17 protein-coding genes and 1 pseudogene are annotated in these 15,246 nt (G+C 72.4%); 8 read left to right on the forward strand and 10 right to left on the reverse strand.

All coding sequences use genetic code 11. From position 1 onward, the window contains the following. Positions 1–83: 83 nt before the first annotated feature. Positions 84–392: a hypothetical protein gene (locus tag ACIA6C_RS13275; RefSeq protein WP_399275263.1), complete on the reverse strand. Its 309-nt coding sequence runs from the start codon at positions 390–392 to the stop codon at positions 84–86. 257 nt (positions 393–649) lie between these two features. On the opposite strand from ACIA6C_RS13275, the gene ACIA6C_RS13280 reads away from it, so the two are divergent. Beyond that, positions 650–877 carry a DUF2945 domain-containing protein gene (locus ACIA6C_RS13280; RefSeq protein ID WP_366080986.1) on the forward strand — a complete coding sequence of 76 codons (228 nt, stop codon included), beginning with the start codon at positions 650–652 and terminating at the stop codon, positions 875–877. A gap of 142 nt (positions 878–1,019) precedes the next feature. Here ACIA6C_RS13280 and ACIA6C_RS13285 read toward each other — a convergent pair whose 3' ends face one another. Then, positions 1,020–2,327 carry a YhgE/Pip family protein gene (locus ACIA6C_RS13285; protein ID WP_399275265.1) on the reverse strand — a complete coding sequence of 436 codons (1,308 nt, stop codon included), beginning with the start codon at positions 2,325–2,327 and terminating at the stop codon, positions 1,020–1,022. A 203-nt stretch (positions 2,328–2,530) separates the two neighbouring features. Between ACIA6C_RS13285 and ACIA6C_RS13290 the strand changes: the two genes are divergently transcribed. Beyond that, a complete protein-coding gene (locus tag ACIA6C_RS13290; protein WP_399275267.1) occupies positions 2,531–3,259 on the forward strand; it encodes a MerR family transcriptional regulator in 729 nt (242 codons plus the stop codon). 5 nt (positions 3,260–3,264) lie between these two features. Further along, positions 3,265–3,831: a nitroreductase family protein gene (locus ACIA6C_RS13295; RefSeq protein WP_399275269.1), complete on the forward strand. Its 567-nt coding sequence runs from the start codon at positions 3,265–3,267 to the stop codon at positions 3,829–3,831. 64 nt (positions 3,832–3,895) lie between these two features. Here the strand turns inward: ACIA6C_RS13295 and ACIA6C_RS13300 are convergent, their stop codons facing one another. After that, the gene (locus tag ACIA6C_RS13300) at positions 3,896–4,159 is read right to left on the reverse strand and encodes a DUF4404 family protein (protein ID WP_399275271.1); all 264 of its coding nucleotides are present in this window, start codon (positions 4,157–4,159) and stop codon (positions 3,896–3,898) included. A 203-nt stretch (positions 4,160–4,362) separates the two neighbouring features. Between ACIA6C_RS13300 and ACIA6C_RS13305 the strand changes: the two genes are divergently transcribed. After that, positions 4,363–4,641, forward strand: a complete 279-nt coding sequence (locus ACIA6C_RS13305; protein WP_361135374.1) for a GlsB/YeaQ/YmgE family stress response membrane protein — start codon at positions 4,363–4,365, stop codon at positions 4,639–4,641. 133 nt (positions 4,642–4,774) lie between these two features. Here ACIA6C_RS13305 and ACIA6C_RS13310 read toward each other — a convergent pair whose 3' ends face one another. After that, a complete protein-coding gene (locus ACIA6C_RS13310) occupies positions 4,775–5,728 on the reverse strand; it encodes a hypothetical protein (protein ID WP_399275273.1) in 954 nt (317 codons plus the stop codon). A gap of 442 nt (positions 5,729–6,170) precedes the next feature. Between ACIA6C_RS13310 and ACIA6C_RS13315 the strand changes: the two genes are divergently transcribed. Beyond that, entirely contained in the window at positions 6,171–6,575 is a 405-nt protein-coding gene (locus ACIA6C_RS13315; protein ID WP_399275275.1) for a hypothetical protein, read from the forward strand. A gap of 71 nt (positions 6,576–6,646) precedes the next feature. Here the strand turns inward: ACIA6C_RS13315 and ACIA6C_RS13320 are convergent, their stop codons facing one another. Both ACIA6C_RS13320 and ACIA6C_RS13325 read right to left on the reverse strand, forming a co-directional pair. Next, complete coding sequence (locus tag ACIA6C_RS13320; RefSeq protein WP_399275277.1) at positions 6,647–7,144, reverse strand: hypothetical protein; 498 nt, start codon at positions 7,142–7,144, stop codon at positions 6,647–6,649. Positions 7,145–7,181: 37 nt separating this feature from the next. Continuing rightward, positions 7,182–7,958, reverse strand: coding sequence for a GAF and ANTAR domain-containing protein (locus ACIA6C_RS13325; protein WP_399275279.1), 777 nt, complete (start codon positions 7,956–7,958; stop codon positions 7,182–7,184). Positions 7,959–8,140: 182 nt separating this feature from the next. Between ACIA6C_RS13325 and ACIA6C_RS13330 the strand changes: the two are divergent. Then, positions 8,141–8,401 (forward strand): annotated as a pseudogene (locus ACIA6C_RS13330) (STAS domain-containing protein); the annotation flags it as partial. A gap of 93 nt (positions 8,402–8,494) precedes the next feature. Here the strand turns inward: ACIA6C_RS13330 and ACIA6C_RS13335 are convergent. From ACIA6C_RS13335 to ACIA6C_RS13345, 3 genes are all read right to left on the reverse strand, one after another. Beyond that, complete coding sequence (locus tag ACIA6C_RS13335) at positions 8,495–8,716, reverse strand: hypothetical protein (protein WP_399276258.1); 222 nt, start codon at positions 8,714–8,716, stop codon at positions 8,495–8,497. Between the two features lie 217 nt (positions 8,717–8,933). Continuing rightward, positions 8,934–9,410, reverse strand: coding sequence for a flavodoxin domain-containing protein (locus ACIA6C_RS13340; RefSeq protein WP_399275281.1), 477 nt, complete (start codon positions 9,408–9,410; stop codon positions 8,934–8,936). A 108-nt stretch (positions 9,411–9,518) separates the two neighbouring features. Continuing rightward, a complete protein-coding gene (locus ACIA6C_RS13345; RefSeq protein WP_399275283.1) occupies positions 9,519–10,409 on the reverse strand; it encodes an MBL fold metallo-hydrolase in 891 nt (296 codons plus the stop codon). 131 nt (positions 10,410–10,540) lie between these two features. On the opposite strand from ACIA6C_RS13345, the gene ACIA6C_RS13350 reads away from it, so the two are divergent. Beyond that, a complete protein-coding gene (locus ACIA6C_RS13350; RefSeq protein ID WP_399275285.1) occupies positions 10,541–10,969 on the forward strand; it encodes a MarR family winged helix-turn-helix transcriptional regulator in 429 nt (142 codons plus the stop codon). A 72-nt stretch (positions 10,970–11,041) separates the two neighbouring features. Here ACIA6C_RS13350 and ACIA6C_RS13355 read toward each other — a convergent pair whose 3' ends face one another. After that, positions 11,042–14,314: a bifunctional cytochrome P450/NADPH--P450 reductase gene (locus ACIA6C_RS13355; protein ID WP_399275287.1), complete on the reverse strand. Its 3,273-nt coding sequence runs from the start codon at positions 14,312–14,314 to the stop codon at positions 11,042–11,044. Between the two features lie 186 nt (positions 14,315–14,500). Here ACIA6C_RS13355 and ACIA6C_RS13360 point away from each other — a divergent pair, with 186 nt between their 5' ends. Beyond that, complete coding sequence (locus ACIA6C_RS13360; RefSeq protein ID WP_399275289.1) at positions 14,501–15,175, forward strand: PAS domain-containing protein; 675 nt, start codon at positions 14,501–14,503, stop codon at positions 15,173–15,175. Positions 15,176–15,246: the final 71 nt, after the last annotated feature.

Below are 15,246 nucleotides of genomic sequence, written 5' to 3' on the forward strand. Positions count from 1 at the left end.
GTACCCTCCCGTGATCCTAGGGGTTCTAGGTTTAACCTAGAGTCCCTAGGATCGGCAACCGGATACATCCCCCGCCGGTCACGTCACGTCATGTCGGCCCGGTCCACCACGTCACAGTCCGTGTAGACCGGCGGCCTCGTCATGAGCTCCGAGAGCCTGCCGGCGAGCTCGGCGGTCTCGGGCGCGCTGCTGTTGGCCATGGCCTTCTCGTAGGAGTCGAACTCGACCACGGCCAGGAAGCGGCGGGGGTTCTCACGGTCCTTGAGCAGGAGCCGGCTGTTGGGGCCGTTCTCCCGGCTCTGTGAACGGGTCTGTTCCTCGTAGGAGCGAAGGAGCGCACGCACCTCGTCCTCGCGCTCGGTCTCGAAGTCGATGATCTGGGCGAACTTCACGTCGGCCTCCGCGTCTGCCGCACCGGGCCCTCCCCAGGGGCCGGGGAGCGTTCCCGAAGCGTCTGCCGTGAAGGGAATCACCGCGGACGGCGCCGACCCCGGAACCACACCCGTCGGGCCCGGCCGATTCACGTGCACGGCGCCAAGGGCTCCGGCCGGCCGGAACCGGGGACACCGGCGCGGTTGCGGCCGCGACCGGCACCGAACAGCATGATCAGGGGCGGGACCGGCGACGGCGGACGGAGGAGGAAGCTGCCATGACCAAGGACGACGAGCTGCGCTCGGGCGACAAGGTCTCCTGGAGCAGCCACGGCAAGACCGTGTCCGGCGAGGTCAAAAAGAAGATCACCAAGCGTACGAAGGCGGCGGGCCGCACCGTCGACGCCTCCAAGGACGAACCGCAGTACGAGGTGGAGAGCGGCAAGTCCGGCCGCAGGGCCGTCCACAAGCCGCAGTCGCTGCGCAGGCGCGACGACGACACCTGATCGGCGCGAGCGACGCACGCCACGGTCAGGGGTCGTACACGCCGGCCGCCGGTCAGAGGGCGTAGAACACCCACAGGCCGCCGGCCCGGCGAAACCTCGCCGGGCCGGCGGCCTGTGCGGACTACCGGAACGTAGGCGCGGGTCAGGAGGCCTGGACGGCGACTTCGGTCTCGGCGTCGGGGTGGGGGATGCGGTGCAGCCCCCTGCGGTCGTAGAGGCGGGTGACGGCGAAGCCGAAGACCAGCGCGGCGACGAGGGCGACCCCCATCGAGGCCCACGCCCGGGTCAGGCCCGCGTCGGCCTGGGCCCCGTAGTACAGCAGGGAACGCATGCCTTCGGTGATCTGGCGCAGCGGCTCGAACTGGGCCAGGGCGCGGAAGAACCCGGGCAGCGCCTGGATCGGCACCGTGGCGCCGGAGGAGGGGACGGCCATCGCGACGAAGACGATGGTGGCCAGCAGCATGCCGGGGGTGCCGAAGGCCGCGAACAGGGCCAGGCTGCCGACGCCGACGACAGCGATGGTGGAGACCGAGTACAGCCACAGCAGGCCGAGGTGGGAGGCGTCCATGTCGAGGATGCCGACCGTGGCGACCTCGACCAGGGTGCCCATGACCAGGGACAGGCCGAGCATCAGCGCCATGCCGATGGCCAGGGTGCGGACGCGACTGGTGTGCTGGACGGGTTCGCGCTTGCGGAACGGGCCGAAATCGGTGTGGAGGTAGCCGAGCGCGGTGTCGACCTGGGAGTTGACCACGTTGGCGCCGAGCATGCCGCAGACGACCAGGACCAGCGCGTAGTAGAAGGCGCTCAGGCCCATGGCGCTGCGGGAGCCGAGCGGGTGGCCGTCGGCGACGTTCACGGTCACCGGGTCGGCCAGCTTGAGCTGTGCGGCCGTCGGCAGCGGTGCCTTCTGGGCCGCGGCCTGCTTGAGGAGCTCCTGGCCGAGCTGTGCGGAGGCCGCGTGGGCGGCCTTCTGGGCGGCCTGGGAGGACATGGAGGAGCCGATGCTGCCGGCGGCCTGGTTCGTCAGTACGGTCAGGGTCGGCGGGACGGGCTTGTCCTGGGTGGCGGGCTGGGGCGCGGCGAGCGCGGTCACCGAGGCCGAGAAGTCCTTGGGTATGACGAGGGCGCCGAAGACCTTGCCCCGGCCCAGCCGCTTGTCGGCTTCCTCGCGGCTGACGACCTGCCAGTCGATGCTCTTGTCGGCCCCGGCGGCCTTCTGTATCCCCGCGACGATCTGCCGACCCATGTTGACGCGGTGGCCGTTGACGTCGGCGCCGCCATCGGCGTTGACGAGGGCCACGGGCAGGTCGCGCAGGTTGCCCCGGGGATTGACGTTGCCGCCCACGTAGAGCAGGGCGAACAACATGGAGACCACTGCGGCGATCAGTCCCGTTCCGATCCACAGCTGTGGGCGGCGGAGCACGGAGGTGGGAGTGGGGTGAGGCATCGATTCTCCGGTGCGAGGCGGTGCGGTGTGGTGCATGCGGTGTGCGTGCGGTGTGCGTGCGACGTGGGTGCAGCGTGAGGGATGTGTGGTGAGGTCCCGGCTGGATACTTGAAGTATCCAGCTACTGGATATTGGCAGTATCTTGTAGTGGTGTCCAATCGCCGGTCGCCGATACCGGACCGCATGACCAGCAGGGAAGCCGTATGAAGATCTCTGAGCTCAGCCGGCGGACGGGCGTGTCGGTCGCCAGCATCAAGTACTTCCTGCGGCAAGGCCTGTTGCCCGCGGGCCGCGCGACGGCCGCCACGCTGGCCGAGTACGGGGACGAGCACGCCCAGCGGCTGCGACTGATCAAGGCACTGACCACGCTCGGCGGCCTGTCCATCGCCGCCACCCGTGACGTGCTCGGTGCCGTCGACCAGGCCGACAGCTCCGAGGGAGCCCTCGGAGCGATCAGCTACGCCCTCCCGGTGCCGGTGGCGGCCCAGCGCGCCGCCACCCCCGAGGAGGAAGCCGAGGCCGACGCGACCGCCGGGGCAGAGGTGGCGGAGCTGCTGGCGGACCTGGACTGGCAGGCCCCCGACACGTCACCGCACGTACAGGGACTGACGGCGGCACTGAAGGAGCTGCGGCGGCTGGACGCCCGGTACGCCCCGGACGAGCTCGCCGCCTACGCGAGGCTGGCCGAGTCCGTGGCCCGGCTGGACCTGGAGCGGGCGGCCGGTGTCGACGACCCCGTCGCCCTGGCCGAACGGGCGGTCATCGTCTTCGCCATCTGCGCCCCGGTGTTCGAGCTGCTGCGACGCCTCGCCCAGGAGAACCAGGTCCGCCGCCGGGTCGCGGGCGACGGCGCCGAGCCCGCACCGCCCCAGGCCCCCGGCGCCCGCAAGGCCGTCAGCCGAGAAATGGATCACGGCAGCGCGCAGTTGTAAGGGGCATGCCTCTTGATTCCGTGCGGACCGACCTGGTCCACCCCCTTCTGACCGGCCGGTTCAGCCCCTACGCGTTCGACCCGTCCGGGCGCGTGGACGACGACGCCCTCCACGCGCTTCTGGAAGCCGCCCGGTGGGCACCCTCCGCGGGGAACTCGCAACCATGGGGCTTCCTCACCGCCCGGCCCGGCGAACCGGACCACGCGCGGGTACTGCCGCACCTCGCGCCCAGCTCCCTGCGGTGGGCGAAGGACGCGGGTCTGCTCGTCGTCGCGCTGACCCGCCGCCACGTCGACGACTCGCCGCTCCTCTACTCCGAGTTCGCCGACTACGACCTCGGACAGGCCGTCGCCCACCTCACCGTCCAGGCCCAGGCGCTGGGACTGGCCACCCATCAGTTCCGGGCCTTCGACCTCGAAGCCCTGGCCGCGGAGCTGCGGCCGAACCCCGGATGGGCGATCGTTTCCATGATCGCCGTAGGGAAGGCGGCGGACGAACCCTCACCGGTACGGGAGCGGCGCAGCGCCGACGACCTCCGGACCGCGCCCTGGTCGTCCACCCCGGCGCAGTGACCCGCGCCCTCGTCCTCGACCCCGGCGCAGTGACGCGAGCCCGGCCGCCGTCGCACCGGGCCGTTCAGATGCCGATGTTCGCCAGCGCCACACCGATACTGCGCAGGGTCCCGGCGACCTTGGGATGGTCGGCCTCGAAGCGTTCCGCCGCACGCGTCACCCCGCCGGTCAGACCGGAGTGGGAGGCGGTGTCACCGGTCTGGAGCCGGTCCTCGATCCTGTCGATCAGCGCGTGCATGTCTTCGCGCTCCCGCAGCGAGAGGGCCGGCTGCTCTTCGAGCTGCTCGCGCAGCGACCGGAGTTGGTGACGCAGGTCCTGCTCGGACATGGGGTCCTCCCTGATTGGATCACTCGGCCATTCGACGTCAAAGGCTCGGTTCCGGCAGCGGGCTCTCGCGCGGCGCGGTTCCGACAGGGACTCCACTGCCCCGCCTCGGGCGGAACGATCACGAAACCGGGACGTTTGAAAGTGCGTTCGCGGCGCAGACGATCGTTGACAACAGCCTTATACATCGAGGTAGGAGACGGATCATGGGCATTCTCGCTTGGATTCTCATAGGGCTGCTCGCCGGCATGATCGCCAAGGCGATCATGCCGGGCAAGGACCCCGGCGGCATCATCATCACCATGCTCATCGGTATCGCGGGCGGTCTGCTCGGCGGCTGGCTCGGCAAGGTCATCTTCGGCGTCGACTCCATCGACGGCTTCTTCGACCTGTCCACCTGGGTCGCCGCCATCATCGGATCCGTCATCCTCCTGGCCCTCTACCGGCTGGTCACCGGCAACCGGCGCCACCACAGTCACGCCTGAATCACGCGCCTGAACCACGCGCCTGAACCAGGCACCAGGACCACCCGCCGCACCTCATCACGGCACCCCATACGGAAACGGCTCCCCTTCCCCGAAGGCGGAGCCGTTTCGCCACCCCGCCGGCCCGCATCCGCTACCGGCGCCCCTCACCACCCCCGCCGCCGGGCGAGCCCTGCTCGGCGGGGACACCCGCGACGGCGTGCAGGCTGCGCTCGGCCAGGATCAATGACCGCTCGCGGACGCAGTCGGCGTGCACGACGACCTCGCCGGGATCGAGGCAGTCGATCGCGCTCTGCACGGCCGCCAGCGCGGGCTCGTACTGCCGCAGCCTGCGCAGCGCACCCGCCTTGCGGAACAGGGCCTCCGGCCCCAGCAGGCCTCCGGAGAAGGCGGAGGCCTCCAGCAGGTCCAGCATCAGCGACGCCTGGCGGGGCAGGTTCTCCCCGAGCCACAGCCCGTGCAGCAACGCGTGGACCACCTTCTCCTCGTCACCCGCCCGGGCCACCACCGCTTCCATCAGCGCCAGCCCCTCCGTGCGCGAGCGCCCCAGCAGGGCGAAGGCGCGCAGGGCGTCGGTGTACGGGTCCGCGCGGTCACGGCCGGGCGGCAGCCCGTCGAAGAACTCCTCGATGGCCACGCAGCGGAAGTCGTACCGCAGCGTCGTCAGGAAGCAGTGCCACAGACCCCGCCCCAGGGCGGTGCCCGGATCCAGCGAGGTCACGTACGCCCCGTCCAGGAACAGCAGGGCGCTGAACCCCTCGGCCCGCGCCCGCCAGGCCAGGTCGCCCGTCACCCGGGCGGACTCGCGCCACGTCGCCCCTCCCCGCGCGAGCCATACCGCGGCCTCACGCGTCCAGTCCCGCCCCGAGCCGATCTCCTCCGTCACCCGGGCGCGCACCATCACCCAGCCCCGCTCCCGCAGCCCCTCCTCGCCGTCCGCTCCCTGGGCCAAGGCGTACTCCACGGCATCCGCCGCCCTCGGCAGCCGCCACAGCCCGCCGGCCGCCCGCTCCGAGGCCGCCGTCCACCTCGGGGGCAGCGCGCGGATCGCCTCCTTCGCCGCTTCGAGTCCCGGGTGTCGATCCACGTCCACCAGCCACCTTCCCGACCTGCCCGTCCACGTCGCATCCACCTCACGTCCCTCACGTCCGCGACGCACACCCGCGGCCGCGCCCCGCCCTCCACGGTGATACCCGAGTCGTGGACCAGGTCGGGTGACGGCGCGCAGGGCGACCCTCCGGACGCCGCAGGTCCCGCCCGCCTCGCCGGCGGGGCGGTGTGGATGTCCGTGGTGGTGGCGGTGCTGCTCGTGACGGGCCGGATCGTGGGAGGCTTGAGGGGATCGACCAGCCCGGTTCTGTCGATTCGAGGCTTCGAGTGGCCCGCTGGAACGCGGGTCGATGTTGGGCATGACGGTGATGCCGTCGCGGCTTTGAGCGTGGGACTTCACGCGGCACCGGCTGCGTGCCTGGCCGCGGCACTCGCGGTGCCGCCGCCTCGGGCTGCCACCCCTGCGTGGGGAGCATCCCATGATCAAGCGCCTCGGAATCCATGCGCAGGTGCTGGGCCGCACCGTGCTGTTCACCCTGTGCGGACCCGCCCACCGCGACGCCCGGCGCGACGTGGCCCAGGCGCTCGGGGATCTGCCGACGGGGGTCATGTCGATCATTCTCGACGTGGACCACGGGCCGCGCCGAGGCGGCGACCGGCTCGTGCGGCTGGTCGGCGACTACGCGCGGAGCCGGGGTCTGTATCTGGTGACGATCGGCCCGGCGGTCAGTGCCCCGAGATCCACCGTCCCCGCCGGCAGGGTGGCCGGCAGGGCCGGCACGGCGGAGGACGGGCTGAGCCGGGCGCTGTTCGCCCGGGCCCTGTGCGGCCAGGCCTCGGGTGTGCGCGCCGCCCGGAAGGGAGACCACCCGTGCGGGCGCTGACGGGCAGCCATCCCTGCGGCACGTCGCCTCCGCCGCTGGCCCCGGTACGCCAAGGGCACGCCGAATAGTCGTCAAGTCGGAGAAGCGGGTTGCTTTCGAGCACACCCCGGTCCTCGCTCCGGGCAGTCCCTCCGGCCGGGCGACCCCAGCCGGGCGACCGAGGCCGATGCCGGATTCGCCTCCGCGTTCGTGGTGCGTCGAAGCACGTTTTCCGGGGCCAGGGTGCGGCGGATGAGCGCGTGGGCCGCTTCCGTGGGGCGGGTGTTCGTGGCCCGGCTGTACTCGTGCAGGGCCCGCGCCGCATCGGCGATGGGCAGGCCCCCGGTCGCGGCCGGCATGCCGGTCGCGGTGTCGATCGCGGCTCCGGCGTTGCTGATCGGCAGGGCGTGGGCCCCGGCGAAACCGGCCCGGGCCGCCGCCGGAACGAGAACGGGCCACCGGTCTTGGTGGGCCGCGAGATCGCCGGCGTGCACCGGGGCGCCCGTCTTCCAGGCGTCGCTGCACAGGCCTTCGTCGCCCTGGACCTGGAAGGCCTCCACCCTTTCGGCCCTGCGGTCGGAGACGGACATCGGGCGCAGGGCCCCCCGGGCGGACCCGGTCGGCCCGTCAATCACTCAGCGACTCTTTTCCGGTGACGATGTCGCGGGCCGCCTCGGTCACGCTCTGTCCACGGGTGAAGGCATGGGCCCGGAGCCGGGCGAGGGCCTGTTGCGCATCGAGGCCGAGGAGCACCATGAGCATTCCGGTGGCCTGATGGACTTCCTCGTGGTCGTTCTCGGCAGCGTCCAGCCACTGCCCGCGGCCGTCGCCGGGCCCGCCCTCCAAGGCCAGGAACGCGTGGGTGATCGCGTCGGCCACGGGAAAGGCCACGGCGCGGTCGTGCGCGCTCAGCGGACCCGGCTCACTGCGGTAGAGGTCGAGGGTTCCCACCGTGCTGCCGCCCGTGCTCAGGGGGAGGGAGAAGACGGCGCGGACTCCGAGATCCAGGGCCTGCTGGGCGAAGACCGGCCAGCGTTCGGCGTCGGACCCGCCGGCGAGGTCGGCGGCCAGTACGGGCGAGACGAGCTCCAGTGCGCTGCGGCACGGGCCGACCCCGAGGGAGTACTGGGCTTCGGCGAGCCGTCCCGCCGTCTCGTCGCTCGACCACCACAGCGCCCGCGAGTCCTCGTCCCCGCTCAGCGACACGGACGCACCGGTGACGTCGAGGAGGTCGACGCAGGCCCGGCAGAGGCGGGCCACGACATCGCCGCCCGCGTCGACGGCCGACGGGCCGGTGATCCCGTCGAGGAAACCCAGCACGTCCTCCACGTCGGCGTGGGGTTTCGCACCGGTGCCGTCGCTCTGGTCGCCGGTGTCACCGTGAGGGTGCTGCGGGGACACCATGCCTCCACCTCCCCGGTCGGCGCCTGGTTCCAAGTGTCGCACCGGCCGTGACGCGGTGCGGGGACCGCCCGGCCGAACGCGGCCGCCGTACGGGTCCGCCCGAGGGGCGGGAAAGCGAGGGATGACTACGCGGCGCCGAGGGTGGATGCTGGTGGGGCAGCCTCCGAAGAGGAACCGGCGTCATGGAAAACTTCTTCGAGATCACCGTCGAGCGAAACGGTGACACCGTGCGCATCACCCCGGCGGGTGAGATCGACCTCGCCGCCGAGGCCGAGCTCGAAGCCGTCCTCGACTCCGTACCGGACCGGGGCGCGGTCGTCCTCGACATGAGCGCCGTGACCTTCATGGACCTCACCGGCCTGTACTTCCTGCTCGACCTGCGGCGGGTGGCCGACCGGCGCGGCTCGACGCTGACGGCCACGGGATGGCGGCGCCAGCCGCTGCGTCTGCTGGCCTGCACCGTCGGAGCCGGCGGGTCGGCCTACGGGTCCGCGGAGGCGACGGCGCCGGTGGCCCGGGCCGCGAGTCCGTGCCCGTCAGGCGCCGAGCCGGGCCACCGCGGCCTGCAGCACGGAGGCAAGGACCTCGGGATCGGCCTTCTGCGGCGGGCTGAGGGCGGACATCGCGTCCAGGTCCTGCGTGGAGGCGACCTCAAGCGCGCCCTCGTACGCGGGATCCCGCAAGCGGGCGGCTGCCACGACTTCCACCCGGCCCTGGATCACGATCAGGACCCGTTCCTCGTCCGCGTGCTCCAACAACGCCCGCACATGATCCGCCGTGACCGTGGTGGAGCGCGACCCGGGCGGTTCTCCGGGACCTGCGGCATGCGATACGCCGTCTCCCATGGCGTCCTCCTGCTGCGTCACCCGGCGCCTTCCCAGGGAGCGAGCGGTTACGCATACCGCCGGAGGGAGGCCCCCGCGCCCCCTGGGTGTCGCCTGCGGGTCGGACAACGAGGCCCCCCGCCGGCCCCCGTCAGGACACCGGTCCCCTCCCGTCCCGCAGCCGCTCGGCGAACCTCCGCGCGGCGGCCAGGTCACCGGCGTCGGGGCGCTGCTTGTGGAGCCCGCCGAACAGCTTGAACGGCGCCCAGGTGTCGAACGCCCGGCAGGAGAAGCTCCCGTCCACCGTGAACCCCCTGTCTTCGAGGAGCCGGACGACAGGACGGGTGAACGGCGCCGGCGGGATCTCGGGCAGGCCGCTGGTGGCGAACACGAACGCCCGGCCCCGCCCGGGGGGAAGTGCCTTGACGAAGTCGGTCAGCCGGGGGTGCAGCCTGCCGTAGAAGACGCCCGAGCCGAACCCCACGAGGCCGGCGCCGGCCAGCGCCGCCAGGTCGGCCTCCTCGGGCGTGACGACGTCGGCGCCGCCCAGCGCCCGGGCCATGGTGTCGGCGACACGGCGCGTATTGCCGTGCGCCACGGACGCGCACACGATGACGGTCTTCATCATGCTGATCCCTTCTCTCGCTCCTGCAGCGAGGACAGCGCAGCACCGCGGGATGTGACACCCCCGGCTGGCGGCCGCCACGTCGGCGCCGGGACGGCGACGGGCGCGGGCCTACAGCGCTTCGTCCACGGGCCGCCAAGCCGGGCCGGCGCCGTCGCGCCGGACGTGTCCGAACACCACGTCGGCGAAGTGGACGCCGAAGCCGATCGTGCCGGGCTCGGCCAGCTCGGCGACGAGACGACGGCGGTGGTCGGCGGTCCGGGCGCGGTCGTGGTCGAAGGCGGCGGACCATTCGGGGTGGTCGATCTGGACGGGGGAGTGCGCGGCGTCACCGAAGGCGATCAGGCGCCGGCCGCCCCCGGTGATGACGTACTCGGCATGCCCGTGCGTGTGACCGGGGGCGATCCGCACGCGTACGCCGGGGAAGACCTCCTGCCCGTCCGTGATCGTACGTACGCGCGGTGCGAGTGCGGCGACCTGCTCGGTCATGCCACCGGCTTCCAGGACGTCGCGCCGCTCCCACTCCGGCTCGGAGACCAGGTAGTCGGCGTGGCCGAACAAAAGCCGGTCGGTGCCGGGGGAGGGGAGGCAGGCCCAGCCGAGGTGGTCCGGGTGCAGGTGGGTGAAGGCCACCGCTTCTATGTCCTCGGGGCGGCGGCCGAGGTCGGCCAGGCTCTGCGGGAGCGCGCCTCCCCGGATCACGGAGAGGGGGCCGTCCTGAGCCTCGAACGTCTGCGGGCCGACGCCGGCGTCGATCAGCAGCGCGCGGTCGCCGTGCTCCACCAGCAGGGCGCCGACGCTGCCCGCGAGGTGGCCGGTGGCGTCCACGTACTCCGGGTGGGCGGCCCACACCTCGTCGGTGGTGTCCTGGAGCAGTTCCAGGGGCCGGAAACGCACCTCGCCGTCCGGAACGTACGAAACCCGCGTGTCGCCCAGCCGTATCGAGCGGATCCCCGCCGCCCGACGCAGTCGTTCGTCGTGGTTCACCGTCAAATCACCCATGAGATCTCTCCTGTGATCGGTCATCAGGTCGCCGCCGGACCGCCGGTGGCGACGGGGCCAACCATAAGCATCAAGTTCGAATCATTCAAGCTGTAAATGTTTTGTCTTGATGGACTTGCTAGGGTGGTGGCATGACGACGCCATCCGACTCCCAGGCCATCGCCGAGCGCCAGCTGTGCGGTCTGGTGAACGGGCTGGCGCAGCGGATCGGCGAGCATGTACGGGAGCGCGCGGCCACTTTGGGCCTCACGGCGTCCCAGGCGACCGCGCTGCGCGAGATGAGCGGGCCGATGACCATGCGGGAGCTCGCCGAACGGATGAGCTGCGAGCCCTCCAACACCACCTTCGTGGTCGACAAGCTGGAGAAGCAGAACCTGGTCGAGCGCCACCCGCACCCCACCGACCGCCGGGCCAAGCACCTCGTCCTCACCGCAGAAGGCACTGCACTGCGCCGGCGTCTCCTCGACCTCCTCGCCGTGGACAGTCCGCTGTCCGGCCTCAACCCCCAGGAGCAGCGGGTCCTTCACGGCCTGCTGGAGCAGGCCGTCACCCACCCGTAGGCCGTACCGCTCCCGGGCACGGCGCGGCGGCGGCGCCGATGCGAACCGGGCCGCCGCCGGTGGTGGCCGCCGTCAGCCGCCGACGTAGACGTCCTCCACGTAGCGGCCGTCCGCGACCAGCCCCCGGAGCCACTCCGAGGCCGTCGACCCGTCCTTCCCGCTGAACCGGACGTACAGCTGCCGGAAGGCCTCGCGGACGCCCGGGGCCATCCGGGAGCCGTCTCCGCACACATGGATGCGGGCACCGGCTTCGATGAGCCGCCAGATCTCCTCGCCCTCCGCCTCGATCCGGTGCTGTACGAAGCGGACCTCCCCTTCGGGCGCCAGCGAGAAGGCGGGGCGCATCGACACGGCCCCCTCGCGTTCGGCGTCCTCCAGCTCCGCCCGGTGCAGGTAGTCCACATCCGGGTGGTCGCAGCCGAAGTAGCACAGCGCGGGCGCCAGTTCGGCTCCCGAGGCACGCAGCGCGCGACGGTCGGCGATCGCCCCCCGGAACGGCGCGAGGCCGGTACCCGCACCGACCATGATGACCGGCGTCCGCTCGTCGTGCGGGATGCGGAAGGCCTCGCGGCACGGCTGTACCCGGGCGAGGACCGTGTCGCCGGGACGCACCCGGTGCAGGTACGAAGAGCCCACGCCGCGGAACACGCCGCCCCGTCCGGAGCGGTGGGGGGCTTCCAGGAGCGAGATCATCAGGTCGGCCTGCCCCGGCCCGGCGGAAGGCGACGAGGAGATGGAGTAGTGGCGGGGCCGCATCGGCTCCAGCAGCTCCAGCAGTACCGGCCACGGCAGGCGGCCCCGGAGTGCGGGGTGCTCCTCGACCAGGTCCACGAGGCTGCCCGGGCGGGCTCCGTCGGCCCCGGCCGCCCGCGCCGCGAGCCGTTCCAGTGCCGCCTTCTCCGGCGGACACGGGTTGTGCGCCGCGAGGACGGCCGCCTGCCCGGCCGTCACCGGGGCCTGGAGGTCGACGTACCGGCTGAGCAGTTCCCGCACGGCCACGGGCCGGTCGATCGGAAGGGTGGTCCGGCCGGGGCGGCGGGTGCGGATGTCCAGCACCGTGTCCGGGTCGGCTCCCAGGACCCGGGCGGCCCGCTCCACCTCGGCGGGGTCGTTGGCCGGGAGGACGGCGAGGTGGTCGGCGGTGCGGTAGCCGACCCCTTCGGGCAGCCTGACGCGCAGGAACCGCTTCGACCTGCCCGCCGGGTGGCCGAGGTCGCCGAGGTCCCCGGTGTCCGTCACCGTCATCGGCAGCAGGTCGTGTCGTCGGGCCAGCGCCCCGAGCGGCTCACCCGTGACCTCGGCGACTTCGTACACCGGGCCCGCTGACTCCCGAGACGGGGAGGCCGTCACGGACGCCGGGTCGCCGTAGCGCTCCAGCAGCGTGCGGCGCAGGGCGGCGGTGAAGCCGCGTACCGCCCCCGCGAGGTCCCCGGAGGCGTCCGCCTCGGCCCGTTCCATCAGCCGCCCCGCGCCCGCCGCGGCGAGGCCGCCGTCGATGAGCGCGGGTACCTGCTGGTACGTGGCGGCCCAGTTGCGGTCCCCGACGCCCAGGACGGCGTACCGCACGCCCTCGGCGGCGCCGGGAGCCGCCTGCGCCAGCCAGGAGACGAATCCGGCCGCGTCGTCGGTGGGCTGACCGTTGTACGACGCGGCGACGACGACCAGCGGCCCGTCCGTGGGCAGCCCGCCGTCGCGGTGGTCGTCCAGCGGCGCGACGCGGGTCTCGAAGCCCAGATCCCCGGCCATCTCGGCCAGGTCCTGCGCGTACGAGCTGCAGGTGCCGAAGTTGGATCCGTGCAGCAGCGTCAGCGTCGTACCGGGCACGGCCCGCGTGGGGGACGCGCCCGCTGCCGGGGCCGGTGCTTCCTCCCGGTGGCCGGCCGCGAGGACCGCCCCGAGGGCCGCGCGGGTGCGGGCGCGGTCGGCGGGAGTGCGCCGGCCCAACGCCATCGTGAACCCCTCGGGCTTGAGCGTGAGCGTCTCCTTGATGCGCAGCCCGTAGCGCGCGTGGTCGACGAACCGGTAGCGGTGCACGAGCATGCCCAGCAGCATCGTCGCCTCGTGGAGGGCGAACTGCCGCCCGATGCATGCCCGTTCCCCGGTCCCGAACGGCTTGTACGCGTGCGGGGAACGGGCCGCCTCGGCCTCGGCGGCGAACCGGTCCGGATCGAACTCCTCCACGTTGTCGCCCCACACCGGGTCGCGGTGCAGCATCGGGGTCAGCACCAGCATCCGCTGCCCCGCCTTCACCGGGTAGCGGCCGCCGATCACGGTGTCGGCGCGCGCCTCGCGTGCGAACGCGGCGGCGGTCGGCCACAGCCGCAGTGCCTCGTTCAGGACCTGGCGTACGTAGCGCAGCCTGCCGACGTCCTCGAAGGAGGGCTCGGGATCCGGGTCGTCGCCCCACAGCGCGTCCGTCTCCGCCTGGGCCAGGTGCAGCGCCGCCGGGTTCTTGAGCAGGTGGTACAGCGCGAACGAGAGCGCGCCCGAGGTGGTCTCGTGGCCCGCGATCAGGAAGGTGATCACCTGGTTCCTGATGTTCGCTCCGTCGAGCAGCTCGCCGGACCGGGGGTGCGGGGAGCCCAGCATCAGGCCCAGCAGATCGTCGGTCGAGGTGTCCCCCGAGGCCCGGCGCTGCTCGATCACCTCGTCGACCACCCGGGCCAGGTAGGCGGCGTCCGCGGCGAACGCCTCGTCCTCGGCGGTGTGGTCCGCGCCGGGCACCCGGCCGAGCTTGGCCTGGCTGTGGGCGAGGGCCCGGACGAGCGCCTGCACGAACGGGTGCGCCTGCTCACGCTCGAAGGAGGCGAAGTCGTAGCCGAAACCGGAGAGGCCGATGGTGTCCAGGGTCATGCGGGTCATGTCCTCGGCGACGTCGACCGGGGCCGACACGGCGGCGCCCGCGGCGAACCGGGCGTCCCAGGAGCCGATGAGCCGTTTGGCGACCCGCAGCATGTGCGGGTGGTAGGTGCGCATGGAGGTGAGGGCGAAGGCCGGGAGCAGGATGTCGTGCGCCTTGCCCCAGTTGGGCTCGTCGTTGTAGGCGGTGAACAGCCCGTCGGCGGCGACCTCCCGTACGTTCTCCAGCGCCGGGCCGATGCCCTTGGCGAAGCGCTGCTCGTCGCAGAGTTCCTCCACCAGCGCCGCAGAGCTCACGAACATGGTCTCCCGGTCGTGGAAGCGCTGGACGAAGACCGGACCGAGCCGGCGGGCGTGCCCCATGGCCGTCTGCAGCGGGGTGCTCGTCATCCCCGAGCCGCTCACGTCGACGACCGGCGGGTACGGGGCGTGCGCAGCGGCGTCGTCGTCAAGGGATCCGGTGCCGGCGGTGTGCGATTCACTCATGGCGTCTGCCTCTTCTGGTCACGTCATTGCCTGGACCTGTACACCCGCCCACTGATCGGGCGCTGTGTCGTGTCCACGGTGACGCGGCCGCCGGGGCGATCCCGCACGAGAACTACCTATTCTTGTAGGGGTGTTTTCCGTGCCGGGCCTTGATCGGGGGCAGTCGCCGTGAGTGGGGGAGAGTGCGTGACGCAGCCGTCACCGCATGTGTTGAGCGAGGCGGCCGCAGCCTGGCGCTCACGGTTCGTCAGCTTGTTCGACAGGGCGCCCGTCGCACTGGCGATCAGCGACGCGTACGGCCTGATCCTCGGTGCGAATCCCGCCTTCGCCTCCGCATGGCAGCTCCAACCGGGCAAGCTGGAAGGCCGCCGGCTCCTCGACATCCTCACCCCGACCAACGACCGGCAGCTGCGCCGACTGGACGAGGCCCTGCGCTCGCGCCGCAGGTCCCGCTACCCCGTCGAGGTGAGCTGGCGGGCCCGGGGAACCACGCGACACGGCCGGGTCACCGTCGAACCGGTCTCCGACCCCGAGGACGACGTCCCCCGACTGCTGGTCTCGCTGACCGAGGAGGCGGGCGGTGCCCGGCCCGATCCGGTGCGCAAGGACGCGGCCAACGGCCTGAGCGCCCAGGAGGCACGCATTCTGCCGCTCGCCGCGGCGGGGGCGTCGGGATCGGCCATCGCCCGCGAGGTGGGACTCACCGTCGACGGGGTCAACTACCATCTGACCCGCCTGTGCCGACGGCTCGACGTACCCAACCGCCCGGCCCTGATCGCCCGCGCCTACGTCCTGGGCCTCCTGGACCCCACGGCGTGGCCCCCGCGCACGGCGGCGCCGGACGGCCCGGAGCAGCCGTAGGCGATCCGTGGGTGATCCGTCGGTGACGTGTCGGTGGCCTCTGGAACCGTGGACGACAGAGCTGCCCGCGG

Origin of the sequence: Streptomyces sp. NPDC051578, assembly GCF_044454045.1 — a bacterium.
Lineage (GTDB): Bacteria > Actinomycetota > Actinomycetes > Streptomycetales > Streptomycetaceae > Streptomyces.